This is a genomic window from Mycobacterium sp. NGS58 (genome assembly GCF_059812385.1).
Genome location: NZ_JCALCO010000008.1, coordinates 167,832 through 182,569, shown reverse-complemented (window position 1 = coordinate 182,569; position 14,738 = coordinate 167,832). Strand labels below are relative to the sequence as shown.

The window sequence follows — 14,738 nt, the reverse complement described above, 5'->3', positions numbered from 1 at the left end:
GCGGCGAAGTCAGACGCGCGCCAGTCGCTGGCCGGTCACCAGGAGCTGCCGATCCGTGCTGTCCCCCAGCGCGCGAAGCTGCGCCGGCGACAGCCGGCCACACAACCGGCCCCAGTGGATCGCCACCACATCGCCGGCGCCCACGTCGGGCACGGCGCTGTACCCGTCGGTCCACACCTCGAGCGACCGCGAGGACGGCGTCGACAGCGTAAGCGCCCGACCGTCCCACAGCAGGTTTCGGCATAACACCTCGATACGGTCGCCGTCACGGGAAAGCACTGTCCCGGAGGTGATTCGGCAGTTGTCGAGCACGTTCAGCGGCTGCTCGTCGGTGCCTAGGCCCAAGAACCGCGTCCACGGATACACCCCGAACACGTGGAAGCAGTGGTTGCCGGCGGCCTCGGACGCCAGATCCGGGGTGAGGTGCGACCAGTAATGGCCCGCCTGCGGGCCGATGATCGCGAGCAGCGCGTCAAAGAACTCCTGTGGGTCCAGGCCGGCGGCGACGCCGCCGCCGAGCCAATACGACTCGACCAGACGGTAATCCAGCGGGTCAGAGATGCCGGTCAGCTTCGACAGCACCCGCAGATACGGCCACGCACCGGAGAATCTCGTCGCCGCCCTGCGCACCTCGTCGACCGAACCGTCGCGCAGGGTGGCTCCCAACGGCGGACCGCAATAGCCGAGCGCGTTGGGCGCATAGGCGTAGCGGGCGAACATCTCTGCGCCCTTGTCAGGGGTCAAGTGCGCCCCACCAGCTTGACGGCGTCCCGGTGCATGCGGCCAAAGTTGTAGTACGCCGCGCACGCCCCCTCCGGGGACACCATGCACGTCCCGATCGGGGTCTCCGGGGTGCACGCCGTGCCGAAAACCTTGCACTCCCAGGGCTTGAGCACGCCCTTGAGCACCTCACCGCACTGGCAGGCCTTCGGATCGGCGACCCGCACGCCGGGCATCGCGAACCGCAGTTCGGCGTCGAACTCGGCGAAGTCGTCGTGCAGCCGCAGCGCGCTCTGCGAGATGAAGCCGAGCCCGCGCCATTCGAAGTGCGGGCGCAGCGCGAACACCTTGCCCATCAGCGCCAGGGCCGCCGGGTTGCCGCGCTCGGGGACCACGCGCTTGTACTGGTTCTCCACTTCACAGCGGCCCTCGCGGATCTGACGCAGCAGCATCGCGACCGATGCCAGGATGTCCAGTGGCTCGAAACCGGCTACCACCAACGGCTTTCGATACACCTCGGGGACGAACCGATAGGGGCGGTTGCCCACCACGGTGGACACGTGCCCGGGTCCGATGAAACCCGACAGCCGCAGGTCCGGCGACTCCAGGATGGCCCTGATCGGCGGCACGATAGTGACGTGATTGCAGAACACGCTGAAATTGGGCAGGCCCAACTCCCGCGCCCGCACGAGCGTCACCGCTGTCGACGGCGCGGTGGTCTCGAAGCCGATGGCGAAGAACACCACTTGCTTGTCGGGATGGTCGACCGCGATCTTCAACGCGTCCAGCGGCGAGTAGACGAATCGCACATCGGCCCCGCGGGCCTTGGCATCCAACAGGCTGCCGTGCGAGCCGGGCACCCGCATCATGTCCCCGAAGCAGGTGAAGATGACGTCGGGTTGACCGGCCAGCCACATCGCGTCATCGATGCGCCCCATCGGGATCACGCAGACCGGGCAGCCCGGGCCGTGCACCAGTTCGACGCTGTCGGGCAACAGGTGTTCGATGCCGTGCCGGTAGATGGTGTGCGTGTGCCCCCCGCACACCTCCATGAACTTGAAATCCTCACCGCTTGTCCCCGCCAGATGCTCGATGGCCGCCAGCAGCTTGCGCGCCGCGGCCGGGTCGCGGAATTCGTCAACGAATTTCATTGCCGCTCCTCATCAAACGATGGCCGACGAATCGAAGGCCTGCATTTCGGTGGTATAGGTGTCGCCGAGTTTCTTGATGGCGGCCAGGGTCAGCAGCGCCTCGGTTTCGTCGATCTTGGCCATCGCGAATCCCACGTGCACCAGCACCCAGTCGTCCGGTTCCGGCATGTCGTTCTCCAGCAACCGGACACTGATCGCCCGCTGCACGCCGCTGACGTCGACCTTGGCCAAACAGTTGGCGGGATCGGTGATTTCCACGATCCGGCCCGGAATTCCCAGACACATTGCCTTGCTCCTTTCATCTCTCGTGGCGACCCGCTGCGCCCGGCTTCGCCGCGCTTGCGATCGCCACGTCAACAGATTCGCGGCAACGGATCCCCGACGAGCATGTCGACGATCCGGGTGCCGCCGAACCCCGTGCGCAGCACCACGCTTTCGGCGGGTTCAGTGACGATTTCCCCGACCTCGGCCGCACCTGCGCCGAGCGGATGCGACCGCAACGCCTCCAGCCCGGCCTCGGCCTCGGCCGGCGCGACGACGGCGACGAATTTGCCCTCGTTGGCGACGTAGAGCGGGTCGATGCCGAGCAATTCGCAGGCGCCATTGACCATGGGCGCCACCGGAAGTCGCTCCTCCTCGAGCAGCACCCCGAGGCCGCAGGCCTGGGCCAGCTCGTTGCACACCGTTCCCACGCCGCCGCGTGTCGCGTCGCGCATCCATCGGGTGGACGGGGCTGCCGCCATCAACGACTCGACCAACGGGCTGACCGACGCGGTGTCGGAGGCGATGTCGGCCTCGATGGCCAGATCGCCTCGGGCGAGCATCACCGCCATGCCGTGATCGCCCATCGAGCCCGAAAGCAGCACCTTGTCTCCGGTGCGCACCGACCGTGCCGACAGCGTGCGGCCGACGGGGATGACACCGGTTCCGGCGGTGGTGATGAACAGCCCATCTGCCGCGCCCTTGGGTACCACCTTGGTGTCGCCGGTGACGATCTGCACGCCGGCCGTGGCGGCCGCGGCGGCCATGTCGGCGACGATCTCCCTCAATTCGGCGATGGGGAAACCCTCTTCGAGTACGAACGCCGCCGAGATCCAGGTCGGCACGGCACCGGCCACCGCCAGGTCGTTGCAAGTGCCGTTGATGGCCAGTTCGCCGATGGAACCCCCGGGAAACCGGCGGGGCTGCACCACAAACGAATCCGTCGACATCGCCACCCGCTCGCCGCTGGGCAGGGCCAAAACGGCGCCGTCGCCCAGCGATTCGAGCAACGGGTTGCGAAACGCCTCCACGAACACCGCGTCGACCAGCGCGGCCGACGCCTTGCCACCGGCGCCGTGCGCCAGGGTCACGTGGTCGTCGAGCAGTCGGGGGCGACGCCGGCGGAACGATTCGATCCGCTCGATCACGTCGCCTTCGCCGAACCGCGGTCCCGACGACAGGTAGTCACCCGCCGGTTTGTTCATCATGCCGCCCCCAAACCTTGGTCGCCGCCGAGGCATTCGTGAACTGCCAGCCACAACTGATAACCGAGCAGCGCCTGCGATTCCTGAATCCGGTGCACGCTTTGCGAACGAACGACGAAGCAGGCGTCCACGTTCGGGTTGTCGACGAAGGCGCCGCCGTCGTAGCCCGCGAATCCGATGGTGTAAAGGCCACGTTTGCGCGCTTCGGCCAGCGCGGTCAGTAGGTTGGGCGAATTGCCGCTGGTCGACATCGCGATCGCGATGTCACCGTCCCTCGCGCGGGCGATCAGTTGCCGCGCGAACACCAGCTCGAAACCGACGTCGTTGCCCAGCGCCGTCAGGATCGCCTGATCGGCGGTCAACGACCACGCCGGTAGCGGCTTGCCCAGCGGGGGCCGCGCGAACAGTCCCGCCAGCGTGGTGCAGTCGGTGCAACTGCCGCCGTTGCCGAAGGTGAACATCCTTCCGCCGGCGGTGAATCGGCGTGCCAACTCGGTGGCGGCCGCGTCCAGCAGGGTGGCGTTGGCTTCCAGCGTGGCGCGCCGCAGGGCCACGCTTTCGGACGCTTTGGCTTGTGCGGATGCGGCCAGGTCGGCGAGCAGTGCGGAGGCGTCGTCCTCTTCGGCGTCGATGAACGGATACAGAAAGTTGGTGGGTTCGTCGGGGGGGCTCATGAAACGTCCTCCTCATCCACGCGGCTGATCGCCGTGCCCGCGTGCACCAATAACAGCTCGCCGGGTGCGACGGGGTCGACCAGTGCGGTGACCACATCTTCGAGTCCCCGCGCGGTGCGCACCCTTGCCTGGCCGTCGACCGAACCGCTCACCACTTCGCCAAGTCGGCCTTCGTCGCTGCACGTGACGCATACGCCGTTGTCGTCGTCGCGCTTGGGTTTGAGCAATCCTGAATGCTCGAAACACACATGGGTCAGCTCCCACAACAGGTGGTAGAACAGCACGAAGCCACCGGTGGCGGGCACACGCGGGTCGGGATCATCGAGCCACAGCACGTGATCGGCCATCGCCCCCGCGGGTCGGGCGCCGCTGCCGATCCAGATGGTCGTGGCGCCCCAGGCCGGGCCGCGTCGCATCACCGAGCGCACATCCGCGTTGTCCGCGCCGGCGATCGCGACCACGATGTCGCCGGGACGAACCGATACGCGCACCAGGTCCACCAGATTGGGTCCGGTCAGCGCGACCGCCGGCAGGGCCCGCTTGCCCATGATGACCGGATGAACGAATTCGACCGCGATGTGCAGCGCGTGGGGCTCCCACGATGGCGCGATGGACCACATCGTGGCGCCCGCGGCGAATCGTTTGGCCAGCGTCAGAGCCGTGGCGGCGAGGTCTTCGGCCAGTTCGGCACTCAGCCCGCGATCTATGGCGGTGGTGATCATCGCATCAACGCCTCCTCCTTTGCAGTCAGCACCGCGACCGCCGCCTGGCCCAGGGCCAGCCCCCCGTCGTTCGGTGGCACGGTGTGATGGGTGAGAACCTCAAACCCGTTCTGCCGCAGCAGCGAACGGCACGCGCTCAGCAACAGGACGTTCTGGAACACCCCGCCGGTGAGGCCAACCAGCGTGGTGCCGCCCGCGACCTGGCTGACGACCTCTGCGACGGCGACGGCGACGGCCTGGTGAAACGCCGCGGCGAGTACTGGCGGTGCCGCCCCGGCGCGCAGCGCCGCAACCATGGCCTGCGCCATCGGCGCCGGGTCGATCACCCCGTCGGGGCGCACCGCCAGCGGCAACGCTGGCCGCGCGGTCGTCTGACCGGCTTCCTGCGCCAGCGCTTCGAGCTCGATGGCGGCTTGTCCCTCGTAGTCGATGCGGTGCCGCACGCCGAGCAGGGAGGCGACCGCGTCGAACAGGCGGCCCATGCTCGAACACGGCACGCATCCCGCCCCGGTCTCCAATTGCGAACGGACCAGCCGCAGCTCGTCGGCGGTAGCGGCGCTCACCGGTGCCAGGTCGGGCGCCCAGTCGATGCCGGCCATCCACAACTGGGACAACGCCATCCGCCACGGGTTGCGCACCGCCGCGTCGCCACCGGGCAGCGGCACCGCCGCGAGGTGGCCGGCCCGAACAAACCGGTGGCTTTGCTTATCGAGGGTGAGAATCTCACCGCCCCAGATCGTTTCGTCGCAGCCGTATCCGGTGCCGTCGAAGGAGACCCCGACGATGGGTTCGCCGAGGCGCCCGTGTTCGGCCAGCAGCGACGCCACGTGGGCGTGGTGGTGCTGAACCAGATCCAAGGGGCGTTCGTCCGCCCGGCGCTCGGCCCAGTTTCGGGTGTGGTAGCCCGGATGCAGATCGGCGGCCAATCGCACTGGCCGGTTGCGGATTTCGCTGAGCTGGCCGACCGCCCGCTCGAACGCGCGCAGCGTCTCCCAGCTGGCCATGTCGCCGATGTGGCCCGACAGGTAGGCCCGGTTGCCGTCGGTGAGGCAGAAGGTGTTCTTCAGTTCGCCGCCCACGGCGAGCACTGCGGGGGCATCGAGCTTCAAGTCGATCGGCAGCGGCGCGTAACCGCGGGACCGGCGGATCGGCAGCTCGTGGACACCCTCGTCCTCGTGGACGACGCGTACCACAGAGTCGTCACACGGCACGTGAATCGGCCGGTCGTGATCGAGGACGGCGTCGCATAGGGGCGAAAGCCGTTGTCTGACATCGTCATCCGTAAAGCAGATCGGCTCATCGGAACGGTTGGCGCTGGTCAGCACCAGCGCGTCGGGCACGGGCCCGGGGGCACCGGGCACCGGCGCCAGTAGCAGGTGATGGATGGGGGAGTACGGCAGCATCAGCCCCAGCAGCGGACTGCCGGGCGCGACGGCCGTGGCGACCGGAGCACCGGCACGCCGCCGCAGTAACACGATCGGGCGGGCCGGGCCGGACAGCACCGCGGCCTCGGTGTCGTCGACATGGGCGTAGCGGCGCGCCACGTCGAGATCGCGCACCAGCATCGCAAAGGGCTTGGCCCCACGCGCTTTCCGCGCACGGAGCGCGCCGACCGCCGTCGCGTCGTCGACCGCACAGGCCAGGTGGTAGCCGCCCACTCCCTTGATGGCCACCACAGCGCCGGATACCAGCGCGGCCTGCGTCGCGGCCAGTGCCGCGTCCGAGCCGACCACCCGGCCGGCCGGCGATGCGAACCACAGGCTCGGCCCGCAATCCGGGCAGGCGATCGGCTGCGCGTGGAATCGGCGATCAGCCGGATCGTCGTATTCGGCGGCGCAGCGCGCGCACATGGCGAATCCCGACATCGTCGTTGCCGGCCGATCATAGGGGAGTTGTCTGATGATGGTGAAGCGAGGCCCGCAGTTGGTGCAGGTCACAAACGGATGCCGGTAGCGCCGGTCGCGCGGGTCGAACAGTTCGGCGATGCAGTCGTCGCAGACCGCGATGTCGGGTGGGATCGGGGTGGTCGTGCCGGCGGCCGATCGACTTGGCACGATCCGGAATTCGGGTGGGCATGCGGGGTCGGCGGCGACGTCGACAACGCGCACGTCGGTGATCCGTGCCAGGGGCGGCGCGTCCGCGCGCAGCCGGTGCCCGAATGCGGCCACCGCGGCGGACCGTCCCTGCACCTCGAGAAAGACCGCGCCCGAGTCGTTGCCGACGAATCCGGCCAGACCCAGTTCGGTCGCGATCCGGTGTACGAACGGACGGAAACCGACCCCCTGCACCACGCCGGTCACCGTGACGCGCTGCCGCACTTGGGTGTCAGGGGGACCGGGCCGCAACAGCAAGGGGGTATCGGTCATGTCAACCGGCCTCCGGGTGCGGTGTCAGGTCCGTGCGGCCCCGGCCCATCAGTTCCAGGCCGGCCATGGCCTGTTCGGCCCCGGCCTGATCCGTCTTCTCGACGACGAAGCCCATGTGGATGATCACCCAGTCGCCTGGGGCGAACGTCTCTTCCGGCATCATGCCGACGTTGACCTTGCGTTGTTCACCGGTGACGTTGACGAGGGCGAGCTGTCCCTCGAAACCGTCCAGCATCCCAATGACCTGCCCCGGTATGCCCAAACACATGGCTCAACACCCTTTCTCGGCCGCCGGCGGTGCATTGTGCAGCGCCGCGACGATCTCTTCGACCGCGCGCGCCGCCCGCGGGACGGCCTGTGCGACGGGCTCGGTCAGGCCGATGCCCTCCTCGACGCTGCCCGCCTCGCAGCCGACCACCACGGTGTAGGGCGGATGGCCACCCAGCGCCCGCAGGCTGGCGAAGACCGCGGCCGGGTCCATGCTGTGCCCGTCCAGGCCGTCGGGCCCGGACGACGACTCGTGGTCGGCCTGAAAGACGTGCAACGTGCCGGGATGGCCGCGGCTGGGCACGGCGTCGACCAGGACCAGCGTGTCCCACTGTTCGAGCAGGTCGTAAGCCAGGTGCATGCCGCGGATTCCGTAGTCGATGACCTGGACCGTCGGATCATCCTGGGGCAGTTCGGCATTGCGAACCACTTCCGAGCCGAACCCGTCGTCGCCCAGGAAGATGTTGCCGATCCCGGCTACCAGGATGCGTGTCGTCATGGTGCTACCCGAGTCGGTTACATACGCCTCAACTTGAGGTAACGACGGGCATCCGGCACCGATATCGCACCGAGCGCCAGCCCGATCGCTGCCACCAGCGCGACAATGGCGATGAAGATCCAACCTAGGACTTCCATGGTGAACTCCTTTCAGGGGTTTGTGCTGTGCTGAGACTGCAGCGGTTCGACTTCGTCGGGGGAGAAGTACAGATAGCGGCCGTACCAGTCGTGCAGGTCCGCGGCCGGGTCCTCGTCGACGACGACGCCGACGTGCTTGTTGCCCTCGACGTCCTCATGCACCGACGTGACGCGCGCGGTCTTGCCGGCGACGAAGATGTCCTGGGCGTCGGCGTTGCGTCGCGGGCGCAACCGGACCTTGCTGCCCCGCGCTATCCGGACCCCGTTCACCAGCACCGCGTCGATCTCGGGGCGAACGGCGTTGTCCGCCAGTGGATCCCACCATTCCACTCCCTCGGGAATCTCGGGTACCAGGCCGGCGGAGACGTTGAGCCCGTGCGGATCGCGCAGCACGCCGTGCAGCCGCGCCATGGCCTCGGGCGACATGGCATCGCATTCGTCGATGATGCGCGCCGCCCGTGGGTCGGTCGCCCGGGCCTGCGCCTTCTCCTCGTCGGTCATGGTCATCACGCGCAGGGTGAGGATCTCGTCGATCTCCGTGCAGTCGTACAGGGCGGTGTCGCTCTGTTCGGCGACCTCGGGGTGGTCGTAGAGGATGATCGGTGAGATCAGCAGCATGTCGTCGGTGCCCGGGGGGCCGGCCAGTACCGGGAAGCAGCGATGCCGGCCGCACCGGGACACCGCGTCGGCCGCCGACGATGGCGGCTCGAGCAGCGAGATAAACCGGCCGCCAACCACTTCGGCGATGAGGTGCGTGCCGATCATGGATCGCGCGATGGCGTCGCCCTTGTCACGTGCGGGCGCACCGGTGTTGGCGACCCGTACCGAAACCCGCCGCAGGCCGCAGTCGGGTTCGCTGGTGACGGTCAGCATGCCCCGGATCTCGTGGCGTTCGCGAACCAGTCGGCCGCCGTCCAGGACTTCGATGTCGGTTGCCGCCTCGGCCGTCACCGGCAGCGACCAGGGTTGATCCTCGAACGCGAGGGGGCCGAAGGAGATCTCGCATTCGACCGCTTCGTCCCAGGTCAGCCACGACCCGGCCGGGGTGCGCAGTTCGTCGACCGGGGCGAATTCGCCGGAACCGGTGGCTTGTTCGGCGCGCCGGTGCTGCAACTGCAGGAACCGCACCACCAGCGTCAGCGCCCGGGCGTCGTCGTCGACCAGGAAATCCGCGGCGATGGCGTCGTCTTCGCCCAGGCCGGATTCGGCCGCGCCCGGGGTCCCCACAACGCCGAATTGCCAGCGCGATTGATTCTTGCTCGACGTCCCTCGGTACGGGTAGAGCAGATACCCTTCGTAGAGCACCGCGTCGGCGACGGTGCGGGCCCGGTCCCAGCTCGATGTCATCGCGTCACCTCGCGATCGCTGACATCCAGCAACGAGGTGACCGCGTGGTCGAAGTCGAGCATTCCGCGGGCCGACTTGTAATCGGCCAGCTGCGTGATGGTCTCGTGGCTCAGCCGGATCCAGCCGCTGTTGGGATAGTGCTGTGCGACCAGGTCACGCCAGACCGTGACCGGCATGGCGTAGTTGTCCTCGCAATCCCACGACACCTGCTGAACCGAGAAGCCGCGCTCGGAGTTGACGAATATGGTTCCGCTGAACAGGAATTGCAGTGGGACCGCGCCATCGCGCAGCGCGTGCAGGTATTTGGCGGCGGCCACCTCGAAGTCGTAGGTGCACTCCAGGGGCAGGGTGGCGGTCGTCTGACCGGTGAACCCCGGCACCATCGTGGCGCAATGCTGCCAAAGGAACGTGCGTTGGGTGCTGGCCCAGCGTTCGCGGCCGCCGAACAGATCGAGCAGCCCGGCCGCTTCGTCGTCGGAGTACGAACGGCGCAGCGGCTCGATCCGGACCTGGCAGCGCAGCGCGATGGCGTGCACGGGATCGTCCCCGCTGGCGGTGACGCCGATGCGGGCGGTGAGGACCGGGCTGACGGAGTAGGGCTCGGCGGTCACGTCCAGGACCGCGAAGCTCACGTTCATCGGCGCGGTCATCGCGGTGTCTTTGTGGCACGGGCGGCGAGCCGGTCGAAGAAGGCGTCGATGAATTCGCGGGCCTGCTGGCCGCCGTCGAAGCCGTGCCACACCAGGCGCAGGTGTCCGACGAATTCGTAGCAGGCATCGATGGGCACCAGATACGTTTGAGGCTGCGATAATTCGCCGTCCTGCGCGCTGTCGGCCACCCGTACCAGCAGCGCCTCCACGTCGTCGGCCAGCAGGCTCACCCGCGGGTCGGCGGAACGGATGCTGTCCCACACCTCCATGTCCAGCTCGGATTCGGTAGCCCCGGCCGGCCCCGGGTAAAACGCGACGGTGTGCCCGAGGGTGGAGTTGGTGAAGAAGAAGGCAACCCCGACCGGGATCTGCAATGCCTCCCACACCAGGCGGTCCAGTGCGAAGTCGGGAAACGACAGATACCGGTCCGGCACCGCGCGGTAACGCAGGTCGGCTTCGGTGTCGGTGAACAGCAGATAGCAGGCGCGGCAGACGCACATCAGCTGGCGGCCGGCGACATTGACCACGTGCTGGTGCTCGTCGGCGATCGCCTCCGCGCACATCTCGCAGCGCTCGCCCGCTGCCTCGGGTGCTCGCCGGTCGGTCCTGATGCGGGCTAACACGTCATAGGCGCTGGTCATGTCGGAGCCCCTATCGCTTCGTGGCGCAGCGCAACCGATAGCTGTCCGTCGCGGATCAGCAGCGGAATCGGGTCCAGGTGGCCTCCCGATCCATCGGCCACACCAGCTCCGGCATGGATCACGTCGAAATCGGTCTGACAGCGTGGACAGCGCAGCAGTTGGCCGTGCAGTCGCGAACCGGCGAGCGAGTCGTCACACACCGGGCAGCGGTCCCGGTAGGCGAAGGTCTGGTCACCGACACGGCAGGCCAGCACGGTTATCCCGTCGATCGCGAATCCCGCGACCTCGCCGGTGGTCAACTCGGCGAGTTCGGGGACGGGGTGCCAGGTGGTGGGCCCGTGGCCGTTGGAATGCAGGCGCGTCAGAAGCGATTCGGCGGGAATGACATTCGCCGGAGTGGACGTGGCTTCGGCGGTCACCACCTCGATCGAGGAGATCTCCGGTGCGGCCGCACGGACCGCATCCTGCACGGCCAGCTCCAGCGTCACCGCCGACGACGGGCAGCTCTTGCAGCTGCCCTTGAAGGCCAGCCGCACGACATCGCCGCCCACGACCTCGAGCAGGTCGACATCCCCGCCGTGCGAACCCAGGTAGGGCCGCACCCGATCCAGCGCGTCGGACACCCGGCGGCGCACGTCGTGCGGATGCAGACCGTGCACAAGGAGCAGGCTGGCCACCAGGTCGTCGGTGGCCAGCCGCTCGACCAGCCCCCCTTCCGGTCCGGGATCGCCGGCAATCCGCACGATCCGTTCCAACCCGGCACCGTAAAGCCCGACTACCTCGCGAACCAGTTGCTGCGCACGCTCATACGCGGCGGTCCCACCTGTCGCGCACGAATCGAGCAGTGTCTGGATCCGATCGCCCGCTTCACGCCACTGCACGTCATTCGCGGACTTCTCCGGGCGATCCGCCATGTGTCACTCCCCGACGGGTGACTGGGTGGGCGTGTGCAGTCTGTCCAGGGTTTTGCCCTTCCCGAGGTACATGTGCACGCCGCACGGCAAGCATGGATCGAAGCTGCGCACCGTGCGCATGACGTCGATTCCCTTGAAGTTGTCCCGGCCGTTCTCCTCGAAGATCGGCTGCCCCTGCACCGCATCCTCGTACGGACCCGGTGTGCCATAACTGTCGCGCGGGTTGGCATTCCACGGGGTGGGTGGGTACGGGTGATAGTTGGCGATCTTGCCGTCCCTGATCACCATGTGGTGGCTGAGCACACCGCGCACCGCCTCGGTGAAGCCGCATCCGATGGCCTCGTCGGGCACTTCGAACTTCTCCCACGTCTTGGTGCGCCCGGCGCGAATCTCCTCGAGCGCCTTCTCGGCGAAGTGCAGCGCACACGCCGCCGCGTAGGCCTGGAAGTACGTGCGCGCCCGGTCGCGTTCGATCGTGTTGCTGCCGTGCTGAGGGATCTTCCACTCGAATTCGACCGGACCCTTCAGGGCGGTCTTGGGCAGGTTGATCTTGACGCTGCTGCCGGTCGCCTTCACGTAGCCGATGTCGACCAGACCGGCCAGCGCCGTCGACCACAGCCGGGCCAGCGGTCCGCCGCCGGTGTCCAGCGCCAGGTGGTCCTTGCCGTCGAACCAGCGCGGTGACATCACCCAGCTGTACTTGCCGCCCTCTAAGTCCCGCTTCTGCGGGTGCGGGTTGGTGTGCTGATTCCACGGGTGGCGGCGATCCACCGCGTTGCCCAGCGGGTCGGTCTTGACGAACATCTCCTGGTCGGTCCAGTCATCGTAATACGAACTGCCCAAAAGGATCCGGATACCGAGGTTGATGTCGACCAGCGAGTGGGTGACCAGCTTGCCGTCGACGACCACCCCCGGGGTGACGAACATCGCGTTGCCCCAGCGCTCCATGTCCTTGTATTCGAAGTTGCACACCTCAGGGTCCTGGAAGGAGCCCCAGCAGCCGAGCAGGGTGCGGCGCAGCCCGACGTTCTCGTAGCCGGGCAGGGCCTCGTAGAAGAAGTCGAACAGGTCGTCGTGCATGGGCACGACCTTCTTCATGAACTCGACGTAGCGCATCAGCCGGGTCATGTAGTCCGTCATCAGCTGAACGGTCGCGACGGTGCCAACGCCGCCGGGGTACAGCGTGGACGGGTGCACGTGGCGACCCTCCATGAGGCAGAACATCTCTCGTGTCCAGCGGCTGACCACGAGTGCCTCGCGGTAGAACTCGCCGCTGAACGGGTTGAGCGAGCGCATGATGTCGGCGATCGTCTTGTAGCCGTGTGCGTCGGCGTGCGGCGCGGGGGTCTTCTCGGCCAGGGAAAGCACGCTCGGGTTGGTCTCGGAGACCATCTTCTCGCAAAAGTCCACGCCGACCAGGTTCTCCTGGAAGATGTTGTGGTCGAACATGTATTCCGCGGCCTCGCCGAGGTTGACGATCCACTCGCCCAGGTGCGGCGGCTTGACCCCGTAGGCCATGTTCTGCGTGTAGCACGAACAGGTGGCGTGGTTGTCGCCGCAGATGCCGCAGATGCGGCTGGTGATGAAGTGGGCGTCGCGAGGGTCCTTGCCCTTCATGAAGATCGAGTAGCCGCGGAAGATCGACGAGGTGCTGTGACACTCGACTACTTCGCGGTTCTCGAAGTCGATCTTGGTGTAGATGCCCAGGCTGCCCACGATCCGGGTGATGGGATCCCAGGCCATGTCGACCAGTTGGCCGGGTTCCCGCTTGGTTTGGGTGGGATCAGGACTAATGGTTGTCATCGCGCTGCTTCTTCCCGCTTTGGCTGCTGTCAGCGATGGCTGACGCGGCGACGGCTCTTCGAGTTGGAGAAGGGGCACGCCGACCGGGTAGGTGATCTACCAGGTACGGCGCGCTCCAGTGGTGAGTTGGTCGCCGTTGTGGCGCCACCGCGGCTCTTTGTCGACGGTGCGTTCCGTGATACCCCTCAGGCTGCGAATCACGGCCCCGTACAGACCCGATGCGGTGCTCGAGATCTTGCCGCCCGGCGGCTCGTCCATGAACGGCATGAACTTGTCCGGGAAGCCCGGCATCGTGCAACCGATGCAGATTCCACCGACGTTGGGGCAACCCCCGACGCCGTTGATCCACCCGCGCTTGGGCACGTTGCATTTGACAACGGGGCCCCAGCAGCCAAGCTTCACAATGCATTTCGGCGATCCGTACTCGGTCGCGAAGTCGCCCTGCTCGTAGTAGCCGGCCCGGTCGCAACCCTCGTGCACGGTCTTGCCGAACAGCCACTGCGGTCGCAGCGCGTCGTCGAGCGGGATCATCGGCGCCTGACCGGTCGCCATGTAGAGCAGGTAGGTCAGCGTCTCCGACAGGTTGTCGGGATGGATCGGGCAGCCCGGCACGCAGACGATCGGAATGCCCGCCTTGCTCTTCCAGTCCCAGCCGAGGTAGTCCGGAACGCCCATCGCGCCGGTCGGGTTGCCGGCCATCGCATGGATTCCGCCGTAGGTGGCGCAGGTCCCGACCGCCACGATGGCCGTGGCCTTGGGCGCCAACCGGTCGAGCCACTCGCTGGTGGTCATCGGCTGCCCGGTGGCCGGGTCGTTGCCGAAACCGCACCAGTAGCCCTCGTCCTTGATCTTTTCGTTCGGGATGGATCCTTCGACAACGAGGACAAAGGGTTCCAACTCGCCGCGGTCGGCTTTGAAGAACCACTCCAGGAAGTCGTCCGCGCCTCCGTTGGGTCCGCACTCGAAGTCGATCAGGGGCCAGTGCACGGCGACTTGGGGGAGTCCGGGCAGGGCGCCCAAAGCGATCTCCTCGACGCTGGGCTGGGTGGCCGCAGTCAACGCCACCGAATCACCGTCACAACTGAGCCCAGCATTGATCCATAGAACATGAATCAGTGTTTGTTCTGCCTTGACTGCTGCTTCTGTTGGCATGATGCAGCTTTCCGGAGCCGGGCTGGGGCTCCTGCGCCGCCGGAGTCGACCGTCGGCCCACTTGCGCAGCGCTAATTCCCGGGTCTACTCCCGCTATCGTGCGTTGTCAACGGTTCGGCATTACTCGCTAATAGGCACATGCTTCATAGCGCCGAAAAGCCATCTCGCACCTGGCCGATCCGTCGAGACGGTTGAGCGTCGCGGAGCCGGCCGTCCTGCGAATGTTTCG

At 67.2% G+C, this 14,738-nt stretch carries 15 protein-coding genes and 1 pseudogene; all 16 read right to left on the bottom strand.

The window, feature by feature from the left end; all coding sequences use genetic code 11:
* Positions 1–9 precede the first annotated feature (9 nt).
* Complete coding sequence (locus tag AC5Y4H_RS10575; protein ID WP_499981199.1) at positions 10–744, bottom strand: DUF6390 family protein; 735 nt, start codon at positions 742–744, stop codon at positions 10–12.
* Positions 741–1,871 carry a hydrogenase formation protein HypD gene (hypD, locus tag AC5Y4H_RS10570; protein ID WP_499981197.1) on the bottom strand — a complete coding sequence of 377 codons (1,131 nt, stop codon included), beginning with the start codon at positions 1,869–1,871 and terminating at the stop codon, positions 741–743. Before hypD ends, AC5Y4H_RS10575 begins: the two co-directional genes overlap by 4 nt.
* A 12-nt stretch (positions 1,872–1,883) precedes the next feature.
* Entirely contained in the window at positions 1,884–2,156 is a 273-nt protein-coding gene (locus AC5Y4H_RS10565; RefSeq protein ID WP_499981195.1) for a HypC/HybG/HupF family hydrogenase formation chaperone, read from the bottom strand.
* A gap of 68 nt (positions 2,157–2,224) precedes the next feature.
* Complete coding sequence (gene hypE / locus AC5Y4H_RS10560; RefSeq protein ID WP_499981264.1) at positions 2,225–3,337, bottom strand: hydrogenase expression/formation protein HypE; 1,113 nt, start codon at positions 3,335–3,337, stop codon at positions 2,225–2,227.
* On the bottom strand, positions 3,337–4,011 hold the full coding sequence (locus tag AC5Y4H_RS10555; RefSeq protein ID WP_499981193.1) for a D-sedoheptulose-7-phosphate isomerase: 675 nt from the start codon (positions 4,009–4,011) through the stop codon (positions 3,337–3,339). The genes hypE and AC5Y4H_RS10555 overlap by 1 nt, the downstream gene beginning before the upstream one ends.
* The gene (locus AC5Y4H_RS10550) at positions 4,008–4,733 is read right to left on the bottom strand and encodes a HypC/HybG/HupF family hydrogenase formation chaperone (protein ID WP_499981191.1); all 726 of its coding nucleotides are present in this window, start codon (positions 4,731–4,733) and stop codon (positions 4,008–4,010) included. Before AC5Y4H_RS10550 ends, AC5Y4H_RS10555 begins: the two co-directional genes overlap by 4 nt.
* Positions 4,730–7,099 (bottom strand): carbamoyltransferase HypF, encoded by a 2,370-nt coding sequence (gene hypF / locus AC5Y4H_RS10545; RefSeq protein WP_499981190.1) that lies wholly within the window; start codon positions 7,097–7,099, stop codon positions 4,730–4,732. The genes AC5Y4H_RS10550 and hypF overlap by 4 nt, the downstream gene beginning before the upstream one ends.
* 1 nt (position 7,100) lies before the next feature.
* On the bottom strand, positions 7,101–7,367 hold the full coding sequence (locus AC5Y4H_RS10540; protein ID WP_499981189.1) for a HypC/HybG/HupF family hydrogenase formation chaperone: 267 nt from the start codon (positions 7,365–7,367) through the stop codon (positions 7,101–7,103).
* Positions 7,368–7,370: 3 nt separating this feature from the next.
* Positions 7,371–7,865: a hydrogenase maturation protease gene (locus AC5Y4H_RS10535; protein ID WP_499981187.1), complete on the bottom strand. Its 495-nt coding sequence runs from the start codon at positions 7,863–7,865 to the stop codon at positions 7,371–7,373.
* Positions 7,866–7,882: 17 nt separating this feature from the next.
* Entirely contained in the window at positions 7,883–8,002 is a 120-nt protein-coding gene (locus AC5Y4H_RS10530) for a DUF6893 family small protein (RefSeq protein ID WP_499919218.1), read from the bottom strand.
* Positions 7,990–9,349: pseudogene (locus tag AC5Y4H_RS10525) on the bottom strand (hypothetical protein). The gene AC5Y4H_RS10530 and the pseudogene AC5Y4H_RS10525 overlap by 13 nt, the downstream one beginning before the upstream one ends.
* Positions 9,346–9,999 (bottom strand): DUF6084 family protein, encoded by a 654-nt coding sequence (locus AC5Y4H_RS10520; protein WP_499981184.1) that lies wholly within the window; start codon positions 9,997–9,999, stop codon positions 9,346–9,348. Before AC5Y4H_RS10520 ends, AC5Y4H_RS10525 begins: the two are co-directional and overlap by 4 nt.
* A complete protein-coding gene (locus tag AC5Y4H_RS10515; protein WP_499981183.1) occupies positions 9,996–10,640 on the bottom strand; it encodes a DUF5947 family protein in 645 nt (214 codons plus the stop codon). Before AC5Y4H_RS10515 ends, AC5Y4H_RS10520 begins: the two co-directional genes overlap by 4 nt.
* A complete protein-coding gene (locus tag AC5Y4H_RS10510; protein ID WP_499981180.1) occupies positions 10,637–11,554 on the bottom strand; it encodes a NifU-related iron-sulfur-binding protein in 918 nt (305 codons plus the stop codon). Before AC5Y4H_RS10510 ends, AC5Y4H_RS10515 begins: the two co-directional genes overlap by 4 nt.
* 3 nt (positions 11,555–11,557) lie before the next feature.
* A complete protein-coding gene (locus tag AC5Y4H_RS10505) occupies positions 11,558–13,357 on the bottom strand; it encodes a nickel-dependent hydrogenase large subunit (RefSeq protein WP_499981177.1) in 1,800 nt (599 codons plus the stop codon).
* A 96-nt stretch (positions 13,358–13,453) separates the two neighbouring features.
* Positions 13,454–14,509, bottom strand: a complete 1,056-nt coding sequence (locus AC5Y4H_RS10500) for an NADH-quinone oxidoreductase subunit B family protein (RefSeq protein WP_066870342.1) — start codon at positions 14,507–14,509, stop codon at positions 13,454–13,456.
* Positions 14,510–14,738 lie beyond the last annotated feature (229 nt).